This window comes from Pantoea sp. SGAir0215 (genome assembly GCF_043543215.1).
The window spans coordinates 3,872,763-3,891,003 of sequence record NZ_CP028031.1; the positions used below are offsets into that span (position 1 = coordinate 3,872,763).

At 54.3% G+C, this 18,241-nt stretch carries 18 protein-coding genes; 3 read left to right on the top strand and 15 right to left on the bottom strand.

The window, feature by feature from the left end:
- Positions 1-70: 70 nt before the first annotated feature.
- The gene (locus C1N64_RS18045; RefSeq protein WP_164482465.1) at positions 71-361 is read right to left on the bottom strand and encodes a hypothetical protein; all 291 of its coding nucleotides are present in this window, start codon (positions 359-361) and stop codon (positions 71-73) included.
- 52 nt (positions 362-413) lie between these two features.
- The gene (gene purL / locus C1N64_RS18050) at positions 414-4,304 is read right to left on the bottom strand and encodes a phosphoribosylformylglycinamidine synthase (protein ID WP_058701199.1); all 3,891 of its coding nucleotides are present in this window, start codon (positions 4,302-4,304) and stop codon (positions 414-416) included.
- A 270-nt stretch (positions 4,305-4,574) separates the two neighbouring features.
- Here purL and mltF point away from each other — a divergent pair, with 270 nt between their 5' ends.
- On the top strand, positions 4,575-6,032 hold the full coding sequence (gene mltF / locus C1N64_RS18055; RefSeq protein WP_054633320.1) for a membrane-bound lytic murein transglycosylase MltF: 1,458 nt from the start codon (positions 4,575-4,577) through the stop codon (positions 6,030-6,032).
- Here mltF and tadA read toward each other — a convergent pair.
- Entirely contained in the window at positions 6,029-6,523 is a 495-nt protein-coding gene (gene tadA / locus C1N64_RS18060) for a tRNA adenosine(34) deaminase TadA (protein WP_006120653.1), read from the bottom strand. The two genes, mltF and tadA, sit on opposite strands and share 4 nt — an antisense overlap.
- Positions 6,524-6,595: 72 nt before the next feature.
- Complete coding sequence (gene yfhb, locus C1N64_RS18065) at positions 6,596-7,234, bottom strand: phosphatidylglycerophosphatase C (RefSeq protein WP_006120654.1); 639 nt, start codon at positions 7,232-7,234, stop codon at positions 6,596-6,598.
- A 155-nt stretch (positions 7,235-7,389) separates the two neighbouring features.
- Here yfhb and C1N64_RS18070 point away from each other — a divergent pair, with 155 nt between their 5' ends.
- Positions 7,390-8,229, top strand: a complete 840-nt coding sequence (locus C1N64_RS18070; protein WP_006120655.1) for a MurR/RpiR family transcriptional regulator — start codon at positions 7,390-7,392, stop codon at positions 8,227-8,229.
- Positions 8,230-8,342: 113 nt separating this feature from the next.
- Here the strand turns inward: C1N64_RS18070 and C1N64_RS18075 are convergent, their stop codons facing one another.
- Positions 8,343-8,720 carry a hypothetical protein gene (locus tag C1N64_RS18075; protein WP_375096664.1) on the bottom strand — a complete coding sequence of 126 codons (378 nt, stop codon included), beginning with the start codon at positions 8,718-8,720 and terminating at the stop codon, positions 8,343-8,345.
- A gap of 513 nt (positions 8,721-9,233) precedes the next feature.
- Here C1N64_RS18075 and C1N64_RS18080 point away from each other — a divergent pair.
- Positions 9,234-9,482, top strand: coding sequence for a YfhL family 4Fe-4S dicluster ferredoxin (locus tag C1N64_RS18080; RefSeq protein ID WP_033741000.1), 249 nt, complete (start codon positions 9,234-9,236; stop codon positions 9,480-9,482).
- Here C1N64_RS18080 and acpS read toward each other — a convergent pair.
- The 10 genes from acpS to rseA all read right to left on the bottom strand — a co-directional run bounded on the left by acpS (position 9,479) and on the right by rseA (position 18,237).
- Positions 9,479-9,859 carry a holo-ACP synthase gene (acpS, locus tag C1N64_RS18085; protein WP_006120525.1) on the bottom strand — a complete coding sequence of 127 codons (381 nt, stop codon included), beginning with the start codon at positions 9,857-9,859 and terminating at the stop codon, positions 9,479-9,481. The two genes, C1N64_RS18080 and acpS, sit on opposite strands and share 4 nt — an antisense overlap.
- Positions 9,859-10,590: a pyridoxine 5'-phosphate synthase gene (gene pdxJ, locus C1N64_RS18090; protein ID WP_205955576.1), complete on the bottom strand. Its 732-nt coding sequence runs from the start codon at positions 10,588-10,590 to the stop codon at positions 9,859-9,861. Before pdxJ ends, acpS begins: the two co-directional genes overlap by 1 nt.
- A 72-nt stretch (positions 10,591-10,662) precedes the next feature.
- Entirely contained in the window at positions 10,663-11,394 is a 732-nt protein-coding gene (recO, locus tag C1N64_RS18095; RefSeq protein WP_039340024.1) for a DNA repair protein RecO, read from the bottom strand.
- A 4-nt stretch (positions 11,395-11,398) separates the two neighbouring features.
- The gene (gene era / locus C1N64_RS18100) at positions 11,399-12,304 is read right to left on the bottom strand and encodes a GTPase Era (protein ID WP_394515051.1); all 906 of its coding nucleotides are present in this window, start codon (positions 12,302-12,304) and stop codon (positions 11,399-11,401) included.
- 48 nt (positions 12,305-12,352) lie between these two features.
- A complete protein-coding gene (rnc, locus tag C1N64_RS18105; RefSeq protein ID WP_006120517.1) occupies positions 12,353-13,033 on the bottom strand; it encodes a ribonuclease III in 681 nt (226 codons plus the stop codon).
- Positions 13,034-13,163: 130 nt separating this feature from the next.
- Positions 13,164-14,138: a signal peptidase I gene (lepB, locus tag C1N64_RS18110; protein WP_006120515.1), complete on the bottom strand. Its 975-nt coding sequence runs from the start codon at positions 14,136-14,138 to the stop codon at positions 13,164-13,166.
- A gap of 9 nt (positions 14,139-14,147) precedes the next feature.
- Entirely contained in the window at positions 14,148-15,947 is a 1,800-nt protein-coding gene (gene lepA / locus C1N64_RS18115) for a translation elongation factor 4 (RefSeq protein WP_039340027.1), read from the bottom strand.
- A 219-nt stretch (positions 15,948-16,166) separates the two neighbouring features.
- A complete protein-coding gene (rseC, locus tag C1N64_RS18120) occupies positions 16,167-16,631 on the bottom strand; it encodes a SoxR-reducing system protein RseC (protein ID WP_394515052.1) in 465 nt (154 codons plus the stop codon).
- Positions 16,628-17,584, bottom strand: coding sequence for a sigma-E factor regulatory protein RseB (gene rseB / locus C1N64_RS18125; RefSeq protein ID WP_006120511.1), 957 nt, complete (start codon positions 17,582-17,584; stop codon positions 16,628-16,630). Before rseB ends, rseC begins: the two co-directional genes overlap by 4 nt.
- Entirely contained in the window at positions 17,584-18,237 is a 654-nt protein-coding gene (gene rseA, locus C1N64_RS18130) for an anti-sigma-E factor RseA (protein WP_033740931.1), read from the bottom strand. Before rseA ends, rseB begins: the two co-directional genes overlap by 1 nt.
- Positions 18,238-18,241 lie beyond the last annotated feature (4 nt).

Below are 18,241 nucleotides of genomic sequence, written 5' to 3' on the forward strand. Positions count from 1 at the left end.
GTCCGATGCTTGATAACGATGCAATGCATACGATTATCGGTGTGGTGGACGGCAGGCTCCGTTTGGTGCGTCATTCGGGCTTTATGAGCTCTGACCGCAGTGCGGTGGCATTCATAAACAAGTGAATGAGCAGCGCGATAATTATAGCAAAGATCATGCCAATATTAAAAGCCCCTTTCTGTTCAGGCTCTTGCAGGTAAGCGAGCAGTGAAAACGGCCCGTTCAGACCATCTGGTCTGGCAAATGTGTCGCCAAATGCCAACACATTTTCATCGTACCTCTGCCGTATAATAAAATCATAGAGATAGATGTCACCAATCAGCGACAACAAAAGGTGACGGCTGTCTCCTTTTGCCAACATCTCGTGCCCATAAAAAAAGGGAGGCACCTGGCCTCCCCATTTTTTACGGCAATTAACCCAGTTGTTTGCGCGCGTTACGGAAAATGCGCATCCATGGGCTGTCTTCCCCCCACTCCGCCGGATGCCAGGAGTTGCTGACCGTACGGAAAACACGCTCAGGATGCGGCATCATAATGGTGACGCGCCCACTTTCGTTGGTCACGGCAGTGATGCCATTTGGCGAACCGTTCGGGTTGGCCGGATAGGTTTCCGTCACCTTACCGCTATTGTCCACAAAGCGCAGCGCCACCAGCCCTTTGGATTCCAGCGCCGCCAGGTGAGTACCATCGCGCACTTCTACAAAACCTTCTCCGTGTGATACCGCAACAGGCATCCGCGAACCCGCCATGCCATCCAGCAGTAATGACGGGCTGGCGGCCACTTCAACCAGGCTGAAGCGCGCTTCAAAGCGCTCAGACTGATTACGCACGAAGCGCGGCCACAGTTCGCTGCCAGGAATCAGCTCGCGCAGGTTGGACATCATCTGGCAACCGTTGCAAACACCCAGCGCCAGCGTTTGCGGACGATGGAAGAAGGCTTCGAACTGATCGCGCACACGCGGGTTGAACAGGATAGATTTCGCCCAGCCCTCACCGGCTCCCAGTACGTCACCGTAAGAGAAGCCACCACAGGCCACTAACGCCTGGAAACGTTCCAGATCGATGCGTCCTGCCAGCAGATCGCTCATATGAACGTCCACGGCGGTAAAGCCTGCGCGGTCAAAGGCTGCGGCCATTTCCACATGAGAGTTAACACCCTGCTCACGCAACACGGCCACGCGCGGACGGGCACCTGTCGCAATCATCGGCGCGGCAACGTCCTCTTCCGGCCTGAAGGTCAGGCTGACGTTAAGACCCGGATCGTTGTCGTCCTGTTTTGCCTGATGTTCCTGATCAGCACAGGCCGGGTTATCACGCAGACGCTGCATCTGCCAGGTGGTTTCCGCCCACCAGGTACGCAGCGTGGTGCGACTTTCGCTGTACACAGCACTGTCGCCTGAACGAATCACGAAGCGATCGCCCGGCTGTGCGCTGCCCAGCACATGACTGCACTGCGCCAGTCCATGTTGAGCCAGAATCTGCTCGACACCTTCACGATCGGCGGCCTTGATCTGAATGACTGCGCCCAGTTCCTCAGTAAACAACGCCGCCAGCGCATCACTGCCCAGCGCCGCGATATCAACATCTACACCGCAGTGACCGGTAAAGGCCATTTCTGCCAGCGTGACCAGCAGGCCCCCATCGGAACGGTCATGGTAGGCCAATAGTTTCTGTTGGCTGACCAGCGCCTGCATCGCATTAAAGAAGCCTGCCAGCTGCTGTGCATCACGTACATCGGCAGGCTTGTCGCCCAGTTGACGATACACCTGCGCCAGCGCGGTTGCGCCCAGAGTATTGGCACCGTTACCCAGATCGATCAGCAGAAGCAGGTTGTCCTGATCCGCCATCAGTTGAGGCGTCACGTTGCGACGAACATCTTCGACACGCGCAAAGGCGGTAATCACCAGCGACAGCGGCGACGTCATTTCGCGTTGTTCAGTGCCTTCCTGCCAGCGGGTTTTCATCGACATGGAGTCTTTACCCACCGGGATAGTAATGCCCAGTGCCGGACACAGCTCCTCACCGACAGCTTTCACGGCGTCATACAGGCCCGCATCTTCGCCCGGATGACCCGCGGCTGACATCCAGTTTGCCGAGAGTTTTACACGCTTCAATGACCCCACGGGCGTGGCGGCAAGGTTTGTCAGCGCTTCACCAACCGCCAGTCGTGCTGAGGCGGCAAAGTCGAGCAGCGCCACCGGCGCGCGTTCACCCAGAGCGAACGCTTCACCATGATAGCTGTCGAGGCTGGCGGTCGTGACCGCACAATTGGCTACAGGGATCTGCCAGGGTCCTACCATCTGATCCCGTGCCACCATGCCGGTCACACTGCGATCGCCGATGGTGATCAGAAAGGTTTTTTCCGCCACGGTCGGTAAGTGCAGAACGCGATTCACCGCCTCCGTTAAGACGATGCCATCACGGTGTAACGGTGTGCCCTGCGCCTGCTGTTTGACGACATCGCGCGTCATTTTCGGGGTTTTCCCCAACAGCACATCCAGCGGCATATCAATTGGGCTGTTATCAAAGTGGCTGTCGTTGAGCGTCAGATGCTGCTCTTCTGTGGCTTCACCGATAACCGCAAAAGGCGCGCGCTCACGCTCGCAAATCGCCGCAAATTCAGCCAGCTTTTCGGGTGCCACCGCCATGACGTAACGCTCTTGCGATTCATTACACCAGACTTCCAGCGGGCTCATCCCTGGCTCATCGCTGAGGATATCACGCAGGTTGAAACGTCCACCGCGACCGCCATCGCTGACCAGCTCAGGCATGGCGTTCGACAGCCCGCCCGCACCGACATCGTGGATAAACAGAATCGGGTTGTCGTCGCCTAACTGCCAGCAGCGGTCAATCACTTCCTGGCAACGCCGTTCCATTTCCGGGTTATCACGCTGTACGGAGGCAAAGTCGAGATCAGCGTCAGACTGGCCCGACGCCATAGATGAGGCCGCCCCGCCGCCCAGACCGATATTCATTGCCGGGCCGCCCAGTACGATCAGCTTTGCCCCGACAGTAATCTCGCCTTTCTGGACGTGATCGGCACGGATGTTCCCGATGCCACCCGCCAGCATAATCGGCTTGTGGTAACCGCGCAGTTCGGTGCCGTTGTGGCTGTTGACCTGTTCTTCATAGGTACGGAAATAGCCATTCAATGCAGGACGGCCAAACTCGTTGTTAAACGCCGCGCCGCCCAGAGGGCCTTCAGTCATAATGTCCAGTGCGCTGACGATGCGCGCGGGCTTGCCAAAATCCTCTTCCCACGGCTGCTCAAAGCCCGGAATACGCAGGTTCGACACCGAGAAGCCGACCAGACCGGCTTTCGGCTTCGCGCCCCGTCCGGTCGCCCCTTCGTCACGAATTTCGCCGCCGGAGCCGGTTGCCGCGCCAGGCCACGGCGAAATCGCCGTAGGATGGTTATGCGTTTCGACCTTCATCAGAATATGCGCCGCCTCCTGGTGGTAGCCATATTCCCCGTTTTCGGCATCCGCAAAGAAGCGTCCTACTTCAGAGCCTTCCATCACCGCCGCATTGTCTTTATAAGCCGACAGGACATAATCCGGCGTTTGCTCAAAGGTGTTCTTAATCATTTTAAACAGCGATTTCGGCTGTTTTTCGCCGTCAATAATCCAGTCGGCGTTAAAAATCTTGTGACGACAGTGCTCGGAGTTCGCCTGAGCAAACATATAGAGTTCGATGTCGTTAGGGTTACGGCCCAGCTTCGTAAAGGCTGCCAGCAGGTAGTCAATTTCGTCGTCTGCCAGCGCCAGGCCCAGCGATGTATTGGCATGAACCAGTGCCTGACGGCCTTCACCCAACACATCAACGCTTTTGACCGGCTGAGGTTCGTGGTGGGCAAACAGTTGTTCGGCCTGATGGAGGTCGCTGTACACCGTTTCCATCATGCGGTCATGCAGCAGCGCTGACAGCGTTTGCCACTGGGTTTCCGTCAACTGGGGTGCCTGAACATAAAACGCCAGACCGCGCTCCAGTCGACGGACCTGTGACAGATCGCAGTTATGCGCAATATCTGTCGCTTTTGAAGACCATGGCGAAATGGTGCCTGGACGTGGCGTGACCAGCAGCAAACGCCCTTGTGGCGCATGTTCAGCGAGAGAAGGACCGTACTTGAGCAGGCGCTGCAGACGGGATTTTTCATCCTCACTCAACGGCGCGCTGACATCGGCAAAATGGACGTACTCAGCGTAAATATCACTCACCGGCAGATGAGCGTCCTGAAAGCGGGCCAGCAGTTTGTTTACACGAAATGCCGACAGGGCGGGCGAACCACGCAGAATTTCCATCATAAGATCTCTCGTCTTTGAAACGCCGGGTGCGACGCTTCATTGGGCGCAACAGGGGGAAAACGGGGCGTATTATAGAGAAAGCCACTCCGCGACGAAACCGTTTGCGCAAAATTTATGGCCAACAAGATTTGGCTGATAATTGCGCAAAAATTGCTTTATAAGTTGCTCTGCCTAAGTTTGTTGCGCAAAATGCCCCTCGCTCTGGGAGTTAAAACAAGATCAATACTGCCTTAAAAGACAGAGGCCTTGGAGCCATCGAGAGATAACTATTTGAAACGCCTGAAATTAAACTATCTGTTTATCGGTCTGCTCACCGTGCTGTTAGCGCTGGCACTGTGGCCATCCATTCCCTGGCATGGGAGCGGGCAGGATACGATTTCACAGATTAAAGCACGGGGAGTGCTACGGGTCAGTACCGTAAACTCACCGTTGACTTACTACACCGTGAATAAAGCACCGGCCGGGATGGATTACGAGCTGGCGAAGCGTTTCGCCCGTTATTTGGGCGTCAGGCTGGAAATCACGGTGCGCGCGAATATCAGCGACCTGTTTGATGCGCTTGACGACGGCAAAGCCGATTTGCTGGCCGCAGGCCTTATCTATAATAATGAGCGACTGAACCGCTATCAGACGGGCCCCAGCTATTACAGCGTTTCCCAGCAGTTGGTTTATCGTGTGGATAAAACTCGCCCGAAAAACCTGGGCGATTTAAAGGGACGGCTCGTCGTTGCCTCCGGATCGGCTTATCTGTCTACACTTAAGAGCGCCAGAGCGGATCACTATCCCGACCTTGACTGGGCTATCTCGACCGATCAAAGCCCGAAAGCGCTACTTGAGGCCGTCGCCGAGGGCAAGCTGGATTATACGATTGGCGATTCCGTCACCATCGCACTGCTTCAGCGCATCCATCCACAACTGGCGGTCGCCTTTGACGTCACGGATGAAGAGCCGGTGACGTGGTATATGCCCCGCGAAAGCGACGACAGCCTGAACGCGGCCATGCTGGATTTCTTTAATGGCATGGGCGAAGAAGGCGCAATGGCGCGGCTGGAAGAGAAATACCTCGGGCACGTTGGCACCTTTGATTATGTGGATACGCGCACCTTCCTGCGTGCGATTGATACGGTTCTGCCTGATATCAAACCGTTATTCGAGAAATACGCCAGTAATATCGACTGGCGTTTGCTGGCCGCTATCTCTTATCAGGAATCACACTGGAATCCGCAGGCGACATCACCGACCGGCGTACGTGGCATGATGATGCTGACGCGCAATACCGCCGACAGCGTGGAAGTGGGCGATCGAACCGATCCTGAGCAAAGTATTCGCGGCGGCAGCCAGTATCTGCAAAATATGATGGATAAAGTCCCGCAGTCCATTCCGGAAGACGAACGTATCTGGTTTGCGCTGGCCGCCTACAACATGGGTTATGCTCATATGCTGGATGCCCGTAAGCTCACGGCAAAACAGGGTGGCAACCCGGACAGTTGGGCTGATGTGAAACTGCGCCTGCCGATGCTGAGCCAGAAGCGTTATTACGCGCAAACGACCTACGGCTACGCGCGGGGCCAGGAAGCGTATAACTACGTGGAAAATATTCGTAAATATGAGATTAGCCTGGTGGGCTATTTGCAGGAGCAGGAAAAGCGCCTTGCCCAGCAGGCCGCGCTGGAAGCGGAGATGGGCAAAGGCTATCCTGCCGTTTCGCCACAAGTGGCAATGAATTAGCTTTCGCGCTGCGCCTGTCGCAGCGCTTTTTGTTGCTGACGACGCATGCGGAAAAAGTCGCTCAGCAGCGCCGCGCACGCGTCTTCCAGCACGCCGTGATCTAACCTTACCTGATGGTTCATCCCCGGATGGCCCAGCACGTCAATCAGCGAACCGGCTGCGCCGGTTTTCACATCGTGCGCGCCATAAACCAGACGACCTATCCGGCTATGCACCATCGCGCCGGCGCACATGACGCACGGCTCCAGCGTCACATAAAGCGTGGTATCCAGCAGACGGTAATTTTCCAGTACTTTCCCGCCCTGACGAAGCGCCATAATCTCTGCGTGCGCGGTGGGATCATGCTGACCGATAGGCCGGTTCCAGCCTTCGCCAATGACGCGGTCGCCGTGAACCAGGACGGCGCCTACCGGCACCTCGCCCTCATCCCATGCGCGTTGCGCCAGCGTCAGCGCCCGGCGCATCCAGTATTCATCTTGTTCTTGTGTCACACGAACCACTCCCGGCAGCAAAAAGCGGCGCATTATACCGGGCATGCCGGCAAAACCGAAGCTCAGTACAGGTTATTCTAACTGCTGCAATTCACCTGCCGGCGTGACGCGCCAGCGATGCTGACAAAAGAACAATAACGGGTTGTCCTGCTTGCTGTCGCTGTAACCACTATAGAGTTGCAGTGGTGTGCCGATTTGCTCTTCTAACTGCACCACTTTTTCGTGGCCCAGACAGCGCAATTTCAGCACGCGCCCCCCCAGACCGCGCTGCATCTGGCTGGCAATCAACTTTACTCTGGGCAGAAACGCCGAATCGTAATAGACCTGCTCCACCAGCGACTGCGGCGAGCCCGTAATCAGCCACACATCCGCATCATCGCTGCTGAGGTACTCGCTGAGACGCTTCTGCACCACCGGAAACGCTTTCACGCGCTGGCGAAACCACTGAGCAAACTCGGCCTCCAGTCGTAACAGGGTGGTTTCAGATCGGCCAAAAGTGATTGACCAGAGTAACAGGCTCATCGGCCAGCGGGCCGCACGCCCTTTGAACAGCAGCCCTGCGCCGACGACGGGCAGCAAAGGCACGACCAGTAGCAGATTCAGGGGTTTACGGCGCAGCAAATAGCGCATGAAAGTGCCAAACATATCCTGTTGGTGCAATGTGCCATCAAGGTCGAAAAACACCACGCGACGTTGTCTCTCGTTGGTCAAACAACTCTCCTTTTTAACGAATATGCATCAACAGCCTCTATTGTAGTCATCTTCGCGCAGCGAGGCGATGACTGTCATTTTTTATTCCAGTGGCTACAATGCTTTTAGAATCATTTATTCCTTGCGGACGCACCGCTACATCATGAGGACTGAGCATGAGTTCATTGCTGCGCATTCGCCAGCTTTATCCTTCACTGGCGCTGAACGAACGCCGGCTGGCGGATTTTTTACTGTCACAACCGGATCGGGCACGGCATTTAAGTTCACAAAAGCTGGCAGAAGAAGCTGGCGTCAGTCAGTCCAGCGTCGTTAAGTTTGCGCAAAAACTGGGATATAAAGGTTTTCCGGCACTCAAGCTGGCACTGAGCGAATCGCTGGCCGATAAAGATGCCATCACCGTGCATAATCAGATCCTCAGTGACGATCCCCTTAAGGCTGTGGGTGAAAAATTACTGACAGAAAAGCTGTCGGCCATTCGCGCGACCCTGGATATTAACAGCGAAGAGAAGCTGAATGCCGTCTTGCAGCTGCTTAAGCGCGCACGCCGTATTTTATTGGTCGGAATCGGCGCATCCGGCCTGGTGGCAAAGGATTTTTCCTGGAAGCTAATGAAGATTGGCATCAATGCCGTCGCGGAGCAGGACATGCACGCGCTGCTGGCCAGCGTACAGGCCATGTCATCCGGCGATGTGCTGCTGGCGATCTCTTACACGGGTGAACGTCGTGAGATTAACCTGGCCGCGCAGGAAGCAGTGCGGGTGGGCGCGGACGTGCTGGCCTTTACCGGCTTTACGCCTAACACTTTGCAGCAGTGCGCCACGCACTGCCTGTACACTGTTGCAGAAGAACAGAGTACGCGCAGCGCCGCGATCTCCTCGACTACCGCCCAGTTGGCGTTAACGGACCTGCTCTTTATGGCGCTGGTACAGAACGATCCTGAGCGCGCGTCCAGCCATATTCGCCACAGCGAGGCGCTGGTGAAGAAGCTGATTTAGGAAGAAGGGAAAACGCATCTGATATTGCGATTGTTGTAAAGTACAATGAAGGAAGCCAGCGATATCGCTGGCTTCTAAAACTGAATTGAGTATTAGCTGTGTATTAAGGCCGACTAACTACTGCTTATATCTTGCGTAGAAATAGGCAAATATTGCCCCATACCTGTGCTGGCTGAGTCGACTGCAGCCTGATTTTTTGCAACGAGATAAAAGGTATCAACAGATTTTTTTGTTGCATGCTCAGCGGAGTAGAGAGCGAATTTAACCACTTTCTTGCCACCGTCATACTTACATTCCATGTCCCAGCTCATTGCCGTTCCGGGCGCGGCTTTACATTTACCCTTACCATAGCTGTATTGCAGGAAGTTATTCGTTTTATTTTCTGCTGCTGTAACGAAATCAGGCCGAGATCCACCCGCGGATAAGCTTCCATAAGCGGTTGTTGCAGCCAGAACAGCCACGCCGGCTATCAAAAAAATTCTTTTTTTCACCTGACACAATCCATCGATATTATTGATGAATGCATATTATCGGAAAACTCTTAATCACGCACCTGATCTCTGTCATTTTTATGACAAAATATTTCTATCACCCCTTTTTTCTGCATAATCCTTACAATTCTCGCTGTGGTGGTTTTTTCTACACGCGGCGCTGTCCCCGCACGTGTATCGCTGAATTTGCTAAAAGTTATACTTTTATGCTTACTCTCCATGAAGACTATATAGAGTTAAATTATCGAATAATCAGTAAGTAACGAACATTAATGGTGCGTATCACTTTTTTTAGTTATTCGCATCATGTTTGACGTTGAAAGAATATGCTACTGTCAGCCGACTCCGCATGACCTTTAACATTCCAACTTTATGTTAATGACCAGCCAGGCTTGCAATTTGAAAGTTACAAAAGTCGTCTAAGGGTTCGACATATCTCATCAGGAATATTTACTACCGCAACAGATTATGTCGCCAAAACGACAAAAAGTATTTATCGATTGGGAAACCGCGATGTCTTTACTGATTACAGAACGATGCATTAACTGCGATATGTGTGAACCCGAATGCCCGAACCAGGCTATTTCGATGGGTGAGATGATTTATGAGATTGAGGTGAGCCGCTGTACCGAATGTGTGGGACATTATGATGTGCCGACCTGCCAGCGGGTTTGCCCTATTGATAACACCATTGTGACGGATCCCCAGCACATCGAATCACGCGATGCGCTGTGGGATAAGTTTGTTGCCCTGCACGGTTAGCTTTCGATAATGACCGTAGCACAGGCATAGTGGCGCTCGTCGGCCAGGGTGACATGGACATGCTGTACACCCAGCCGCTGCGCCACCTCAGCAGCATGATCGAAAAAACGCAGGAGCGGTTTACCCAGCGCATCGTTGTAAACTTCAAACTGATTGAATGCCAGTCCGCCGCGAATGCCGGTGCCAAAGGCTTTGGCTGCCGCTTCTTTAACGGCGAAACGTTTAGCCAGAAAACGCACCGGCTGACGATGCTGCTGATACTGCTGCCATTCGGCCTCACTCAGCACGCGACGCGCCAGTCGATCGCCAGAGCGAGAAATCACATCGGCAATCCGCTCTATTTCGACGATATCGCTGCCCAGTCCCAGAATAGCCATTAGCGACGCGCTTCTCGCAGCAGCTGTTTCATGGCTCTGACGGCGTCAGGCAGGCCGCTCATCACCGCCCGACCAATGATCGCATGACCGATGTTCAGCTCATGCATTTCCGGCAGCGCGGCAATCGGCAGGACGTTGTGGTAAGTCAGACCGTGACCGGCGTTAACTTTTAATCCGCGGCTGGCCGCAAAGGTGGCCGCCTGACGAATCCGGGCCAGCTCAGCGTCGCGCGCCGGGCCTTCAGGGGCTTCAGCATAGGCACCGGTATGAATTTCAATATAAGGTGCGCCGCTGGTGACAGCCGCTTCGATTTGCCGGTGATCGGGATCGATAAACAGGGATACCAAAATGCCCGCCTCACTGAGTTTTTTTACCGCGGCGTTAAGTTTTTCCTGTTGTCCGGCGACATCCAGTCCGCCTTCGGTGGTCACTTCCTCACGCTTTTCCGGCACCAGGCAGCAGAAGTGCGGTTTGATATCACACGCGATGTTCAGCATCTCATCGGTGACCGCCATTTCGAGATTCATCCGCGTTTCGATGGTATCACGCAGAATACGCACGTCGCGGTCGGTAATGTGGCGGCGATCTTCCCGCAGGTGCACCGTGATCCCATCCGCGCCCGCCTGTTCGGCGATAAAGGCCGCCTGGACCGGATCAGGGTAATGGGTGCCACGCGCGTTGCGGACGGTAGCAATGTGGTCGATGTTAACGCCTAACAGTAACTCAGCCATGACAATCCTCGGTTCATTATGGTCATTGTATGGAGTGTAACGCGCCGTGATGCGATTCCGCTACGACCCGCATCAGGGCTCGCCGGCAATATCGGGCTTTTTTTTCGGTGTAAACTGACGGAAAAGCTCCTGACTTTTTAACGGTTTGCCCCCCAGATAGGGTTTCAGCGCCATGCGGGTAAAGCGCTTCGCCGCGCGCAGGGCATCCGCATCGGGAAATTCACGCGTGGAGAGCGCCTGCAGGTGTTTACCTGTAAAGCTGCGCTGATTGAGCACCAGACTGGCGATGAAGCCCTTCTCTTCCCGGTAGCTGTAGGTCATGTCTTCACTGACCGGTTCACCACTGCCTGCGCAGTGCAGGAAATCCACGCCATAGCCAAGGTGCCCCAACAGCGCCAGCTCGAAACGACGCAGTGCAGGTTCGGGTGAACCCTCGGCGGCGGCCAGCGTCTGGATACATTGCAGATAGTCAAAAAACAGGTCGGAAAAGGGGATGTGCTGTTCCAGTACCCGAGACAACAGCTCGTTGACGTACAGGCCGCAGTAAAGCGTGATACCACTGAGGGGGAGAGCAAGCGAAACCGCTTCGGCATTGCGCAGCGTTTTCACCTCACCACGACCGCTCCAGCGCACCAGCAGCGGGGTAAAAGGCTGAAGCGTGCCTTTTAACTGAGAACGCCGTGATCGTGCTCCTTTTGCCAGGACACGAACACGGCCTTCACTTTCACTAAACAGGTCAAGCAGCAGACTGGTTTCGCTGAAAGGACGACTATGCAGCACAAAGGCGCGTTGCCAGCCTTCCATTTATTCAGAGATCGTCTGTGTAACCCAGACTACGCAGCGCACGTTCGTCATCTGCCCAGCCGGATTTAACTTTAACCCACAGTTCGAGATGCACTTTGGCATCGAACATCTCTTCCATGTCCTTACGCGCTTCAATACCAATGGTTTTGATTTTGGCGCCTTTATTGCCAATCACCATTTTTTTCTGCCCTTCGCGCTCGACCAGAATCAAACCGTTGATGTCATAACCGCCGCGCGCGTTAGACACAAACTGTTCGATTTCGACTGTGACCGAGTAAGGCAGTTCCGCACCGAGGAAACGCATCAGCTTTTCACGGATAATTTCGGATGCCATAAAGCGCTGTGAGCGATCGGTAATGTAATCTTCCGGGAAGTGATGGTCAGATTCCGGCAGATGCTTGCGGGAGATGGCGGCGATGGTGTCGACATTTTTACCGCTTTCGGCCGAAACCGGCACGATATCAATAAAGTTCATCTGCTCGCTGAGGAACTGCAGGTGCGGTAACAGGACGCTTTTATCCTGGATGTTGTCGATTTTATTGATCGCCAGCAGAACCGGCACTTTGCCATCGCGCAACTTGTTTAACACCATCTCGTCGTCGGGCGTCCAGCGCGTGCCTTCAACCACAAAGATGATCAGTTCAACGTCACCGATAGAACTGCTGGCCGCACGGTTCATCAGGCGGTTGATCGCCCGCTTCTCTTCCATATGCAGGCCGGGCGTATCCACGTAAATCGCCTGATAAGCGCCTTCCGTATGGATGCCCATAATGCGGTGACGGGTGGTTTGCGGCTTACGAGACGTAATTGAAACCTTCTGCCCCAGTAACTGGTTCAGTAAGGTGGATTTACCGACGTTAGGCCGGCCAACTATCGCGACAAAGCCGCTGTATGTAACATTTTCGCTCATTCGAGTCCTGAGGTTTTCAGCGCCGGTTGCGGCGCCGGGATAATACTGTTATTCCAGACCAAGTTTAATCAGCGCCTGTTCAGCCGCTGCTTGTTCAGCTTTACGGCGGCTGGAGCCCACGCCCACCACCGGTTCTGCCATGCCACTCACCTGACAGTGAATGGTAAATTCCTGATCGTGGGCTTCGCCACGAACCTGCACCACTAAGTAACTTGGCAGCGGCAGATGACGGCCCTGCAGGTATTCCTGCAGGCGCGTTTTCGGATCTTTTTGTTTATCACCCGGACTGATTTCGTCCAGGCGCGTCTGATACCAGTCAAGGATCAGCTTTTCGACCGTCTGAATATTACTGTCGAGGAAGACACCACCAATCAGCGCTTCCACGGTGTCCGCCAGAATAGATTCACGACGGAAGCCGCCGCTTTTTAATTCGCCGGGCCCCAGACGCAGGCATTCACCCAAATCGAATTCACGCGCCATCTCTGCCAGCGTATTACCGCGCACCAGCGTCGCGCGCATGCGGCTCATATCGCCCTCATCCACACGCGGAAAACGGTGGTAGAGCGCATTTGCAATTACGTAGCTCAGAATCGAATCGCCTAAAAACTCCAGGCGTTCGTTATGCTTGCTACTGGCGCTGCGATGCGTCAACGCCTGCTGTAAAAGTTCAGAATGTGTAAAAGTGTAGCCCAGTTTGCGCTGAAGCTTGTTAATCAGGATGGGGTTCATGCGATTCCAGTTCTGTTTTGCGTCTGTCACTCTGCATACCAAACAGGGCTGAGAATCCAACACATTCTGTTTGGTGTGCAGTGGCCCCCATGACGGAGGCCACCCTATTTTGCCTGACTCTCAGGCTGGCTTAATGGATACCGCCGATACGACTCAGTCGTACGCCGGTTGGCCACTGGCCTTCTTGTTTTTCAAAGCTCATCCAGATGGCGACCGCTTTACCGACCAGATTGCGCTCGGGAACAAAGCCCCAGTAGCGACTGTCGGCGCTGTTGTCACGGTTATCACCCATCATGAAATACTGCCCCTGCGGCACAACCCAGCTCGCCTGCGGCTGGCCGGGCTGCTGATAGTACATGCTCGCCTGGCTTTGTGCTTCCGTCACCAACAGAATGTCATGCGTCACATTGCCCAGCGTTTCTTTGCGCGTGGCCAGACGTAATCCACCGCGCATGGTTTCATTCAGCGGCACCTGGTAGAACCCGTTACCGGCTTCGTTACCATCAAACCCGCTAAACGTCTGAACAAACTTGCTTGGCTCAATGTTGCTGTAGGTGACGGGCAACGCTTTGCTGCAAGGCTTGCCATTATCGCAGGCCGGATTAATAGTCAGCGTTTTACTGTAGGGATCATAGGTTACACGATCGCCCGGCAGGCCAATCACGCGCTTGATGTAGTCCAGGCTGGGATCTTTTGGGTATTTAAAGACCGCAATATCGCCACGCTTAGGATGCCCGGTAGGAATCAGCGTGGTTTGCGTAATCGGATCTTTAATGCCGTAAGCAAACTTCTCGACCAGAATAAAGTCACCAATCAGCAGCGTGGGCATCATCGATCCTGACGGGATCTGGAAAGGCTCATACACAAATGAGCGCACAAAGAATACCACGGCCAGCACCGGAAATACGGAGGCAGCGGTTTCAATCCAGCCCGGCTTAGGTGCCATTTTTGCCAGCGTTTTTTTATCGAGCGTGCCGCCTGACTGCGCCTGTGCCGCCGCCTGCAGCGCCCGGCGCTGTGGTGCCCACTTGATACGATCGATCACCCAGAGAATACCAGTAATCAATGTCGCTATCGCCAGGACTAGCGCGAACATATTAGCCATTTAAGATCCTTATTTGCTGTCTTTTCCGACATGCAGAATGGCGAGGAATGCTTCCTGCGGCAGTTCAACGTTACCGACCTGCTTCATTCGCTTCTTACCCTCTTTCTGCTTCTGCAACAGCTTTTTCTTACGACTGACGTCACCGCCGTAACACTTGGCAAGGACGTTCTTACGCAGCTGTTTGACGGTTGAGCGAGCGATAATGTGGTTGCCGATTGCCGCCTGAATCGCAATATCAAATTGTTGACGTGGGATGAGGTCTTTCATTTTCTCAACCAGCTCACGTCCACGATAAGGTGCGTTATCACGGTGGGTAATCAGCGCCAGCGCATCAACGCGTTCTGAGTTAATCAGCACGTCGACGCGCACCATGTCAGAGGCCTGAAAACGTTTAAAATTGTAGTCCAGTGAAGCATAGCCGCGCGATGTTGATTTCAAACGGTCAAAGAAGTCGAGCACCACTTCAGCCATTGGAATCTCATAGGTCAGCGCAACCTGATTGCCGTGGTAAACCATATTTGTCTGAACGCCACGTTTCTCGATGCACAGCGTAATGACGTTGCCCAGGTATTCCTGCGGCAGCAGCATGTGACACTCCGCAATCGGTTCACGCAACTCTTCAATGTTATTGAGCGGTGGCAGCTTCGAGGGGCTGTCCACATAAATGACTTCGCCGCCCGTGGTTTCCACTTCGTACACCACCGTCGGTGCGGTCGTGATCAGATCGAGATCGTACTCACGTTCCAGACGTTCCTGAATGATCTCCATGTGCAGCAGACCCAGGAAGCCGCAACGGAAGCCAAAGCCCAGCGCGGTTGAACTCTCTGGCTCGTAGAACAGAGAAGCATCGTTCAGGCTCAGCTTGCCCAGCGCATCACGAAACGCTTCGTAGTCATCAGAACTAATTGGGAACAGACCGGCGTAAACCTGCGGCTTCACTTTTTTAAAGCCAGGCAGCGCTTTGTCCGCCGGGTTACGTGCTGTTGTCAGGGTATCGCCCACCGGCGCGCCCAGAATGTCTTTAATGGCGCAGACCAGCCAGCCGACTTCGCCACAGTTCAGTTCAGTGCGGTCAACCTGCTTCGGCGTGAAAATGCCCAGTCGATCGGCGTTATAAACCTGGCCGGTACTCAGTACCTTGATTTTATCGCCTTTACGCATGGTGCCGTTTTTCACACGAACCAGCGAGACAACACCCAGGTAGTTATCGAACCAGGAGTCGATAATCAGTGCCTGCAGCGGCCCTTCCGGATCGCCTTCTGGCGGCGGAATATCGCGCACCAGGCGCTCCAGCACTTCAGGTACGCCGACACCGGTTTTCGCCGAGCAACGCACGGCATCGGTGGCATCAATACCGACAATATCTTCGATTTCCTGTGCAGCACGTTCAGGATCGGCGGCAGGCAAATCGATTTTATTCAGCACCGGCACGACTTCCAGATCCATCTCAATCGCGGTGTAGCAGTTAGCCAGGGTTTGCGCTTCAACGCCCTGTCCGGCATCCACCACCAGCAGCGCACCCTCACAGGCGGCCAGTGAGCGGGAAACTTCGTATGAGAAGTCAACGTGTCCCGGCGTGTCGATAAAATTGAGCTGGTAAGTTTCACCGTCTTGGGCTTTGTAATCGAGCGTCACGCTCTGTGCTTTGATGGTAATACCACGTTCACGCTCAAGGTCCATTGAGTCCAGAACCTGCGCGGCCATCTCGCGGTCAGTTAATCCGCCACAGATCTGAATCAAGCGGTCAGAGAGCGTGGATTTACCGTGGTCAATGTGGGCGATGATGGAGAAATTTCTTATGTGCTTCATTTATAGAGATATCTTCACGTAGAGAATCAGTTAGAAACCTGAGCACAGACACATTCAGGAAGATCGCTCTTAACCCACAATCCTGTCAGCCTCATTAATGACGACGCATATTACACTGTTAAGGCCGCGCATAAAAGAATGGAACGTCGTGGAAACGAAACAGTTTTTTGCACGTCAGGCTTAAGACAAAAGCCGCAACAAGTGCGGCTTAAGCAGGGGTCAGGCTTCGCTTTCAACACGAAGCGCATCTGGGGGCAAGGCGATATTAAGGATAACCGGCTGGAAGGCCTCACTATCGCCAAATTTCATGGAAATGCCTTTGGCGACGATAAAGCCGCCAACTCCGCCTAACAGCGCGCCGCAGGCGGCGGCCAGGTCGCTGCCGAACAGGGCCTGGAACAGACCTGCGAACAGAAACAGGCCAAACAGCGGCGTCATGTATACCAGCAGTGCCGAACCGAGCAGGCTGCTCTCTTTGATGCCCAGTTCGACACGTTGGCCCGGAGCCAGGGGCTTGCTGCTGACGATTTGCATCACATGCGCATTCTTTGGCCCCAGCTTATTCAGCATATGGCTGCCACAGCCTTTGCGTGCCTGGCAGCTGTTGCAGGAGGTTTTGGCTTCGGTATGCAGTGTGGCGATACCATCCTGCCATGCCACCACGGTGGCCCATTCTCTCATCATTTTTTTGCCCCAGGATTAACACTGTCCGCGATACGTTTGGCCGTCGCAGGCGGTAACTCGCCAACGACCGTAATTTCGTAATTATCGCGTATTACGGTTTCCACCGTACGACGTCCCGTGCGCAATGTCTGTGCGACGCTGTTTTTATCTGCCGGCGTAACGTTTACAGCAAAGCTAAACAGACCATCGCTGTACAGCCGGGATTCAAGGGATTTATTTAACGCGGGAAGCATACGCCGGCTTTGGGAAACGAGCGTCATCCCTGCGGGAAGCCAGGCGGGCTCCCAGTCCAGCGTCGCGTTGTCTGATTTGGTTAATGAGAGCGACGGCGGCAGATTGGCTTTTTCAAGGCCCTGCATCAGGTTGCGTACGCCATCATCCACCGCGAAGCTGATCACGCGAAACTGTTCCATCGTTTCACCGTCACGATCCAGCAGATCTACGCGCAGCGGCAGCTTGGTATCCACATCCAGCCATACAACATAGCTGTAGCGCGTGCCATCGCGCGACACTACGCGCACCACATCACACATCTGATCGGCAATGCGGGAACGGCCGACGGTAATAAAGTCATAAGCCGCATCAAGCTTGGCAAAGTCGGCGTAGATAATCGATGGCAACGCATCGACGATGTGATTGCCGGGAAGCGAGAAAGGCTCAATACCCGGTTCGAAATAGCTGATGTCGTTGCCGCGCTGAATGACTTCGCGACGCGGACCGTCCATCTGCAGAATCTGTGCATAGACGCGATCGTCGATTACTGCGTGACGATAACGGAGCGATTCCATACCAAGACGGGAAACGTTGATGTAGGCGAATTCGTAGTTGAGCGTCTGACTTGCCTGCTCCATCTGCTGTAATAACGCCCCAGACGCAGAAACCTGCGCTGGGGCGGCAGTGGACCACAACAGGCTGCCCGTCAGAAGACTAACGGCATACCATAGCGGCTTCATTACTGCTGCTGCATTCCTAATGACTGATTACCCGGTACATTGGCCTGCGCTTGTTTTGGCGCATTGGTTTCGAACTGCAGCTGATCGGCGTGCAGACGACGCTGAAGTTCGTAGTCCTGCAGCATGGCGTTCACGCGGCGACGCTGGTCCTGCACCTGTTGTGAGGCATTGCCTGAACCAAACATATCCGAAGGGACACCCAGACTGACAGGTGACGCTTTGCCCATCACTGGCAAGGTGTTGAATACCGGTGAGTCAGAGCTTTCCACGCTGCCGTTGGTGGGTTGGTTATAGTGCTGAACACCCACAATTACCGCCAGGGAAACACAGGCGGCGACGCCGACCTGCGTAATCTGGGCCGCCCAGGGGCGAACTTTGTGCCAGAACGGCATTTTTTCCCAGCGAGAAGGCTCGGGCTGTGCTTCAGGAATCAGGGACGTCACATTACGCTGTGGCTCGTTTTCGATGGCAGCGGCAACGCGAGCAGAAATATCAAAATGCAGGTGTTCACCAACATCGCCGCGCATGGTATCGCGAATCAGATGGTAGCGTTCCCAGCTTTTTTGTAGATCTGCATCCTTAGACAGGGCTGAAATCAGCGCGTTATCTAAAGCCTCACCATCCATTAAAGCGGAAAGTTTTTCTTTCTGCATGCCT

Coding starts and splice junctions, on each gene's coding strand:
- recO (WP_039340024.1), bottom strand. CDS start 11,394: ATGGAAGGCTGGCAACGCGCCTTTGTGCTGCATAGTCGTCCTTTCAGC.
- rnc (WP_006120517.1), bottom strand. CDS start 13,033: ATGAACCCCATCCTGATTAACAAGCTTCAGCGCAAACTGGGCTACACT.
- C1N64_RS18045 (WP_164482465.1), bottom strand. CDS start 361: ATGTTGGCAAAAGGAGACAGCCGTCACCTTTTGTTGTCGCTGATTGGT.
- pdxJ (WP_205955576.1), bottom strand. CDS start 10,590: ATGGCTGAGTTACTGTTAGGCGTTAACATCGACCACATTGCTACCGTC.
- lepB (WP_006120515.1), bottom strand. CDS start 14,138: ATGGCTAATATGTTCGCGCTAGTCCTGGCGATAGCGACATTGATTACT.
- rseA (WP_033740931.1), bottom strand. CDS start 18,237: ATGCAGAAAGAAAAACTTTCCGCTTTAATGGATGGTGAGGCTTTAGAT.
- era (WP_394515051.1), bottom strand. CDS start 12,304: ATGAGCGAAAATGTTACATACAGCGGCTTTGTCGCGATAGTTGGCCGG.
- rseB (WP_006120511.1), bottom strand. CDS start 17,584: ATGAAGCCGCTATGGTATGCCGTTAGTCTTCTGACGGGCAGCCTGTTG.
- acpS (WP_006120525.1), bottom strand. CDS start 9,859: ATGGCTATTCTGGGACTGGGCAGCGATATCGTCGAAATAGAGCGGATT.
- C1N64_RS18070 (WP_006120655.1), top strand. CDS start 7,390: ATGAGTTCATTGCTGCGCATTCGCCAGCTTTATCCTTCACTGGCGCTG.
- C1N64_RS18080 (WP_033741000.1), top strand. CDS start 9,234: ATGTCTTTACTGATTACAGAACGATGCATTAACTGCGATATGTGTGAA.
- lepA (WP_039340027.1), bottom strand. CDS start 15,947: ATGAAGCACATAAGAAATTTCTCCATCATCGCCCACATTGACCACGGT.
- rseC (WP_394515052.1), bottom strand. CDS start 16,631: ATGATGAGAGAATGGGCCACCGTGGTGGCATGGCAGGATGGTATCGCC.
- purL (WP_058701199.1), bottom strand. CDS start 4,304: ATGATGGAAATTCTGCGTGGTTCGCCCGCCCTGTCGGCATTTCGTGTA.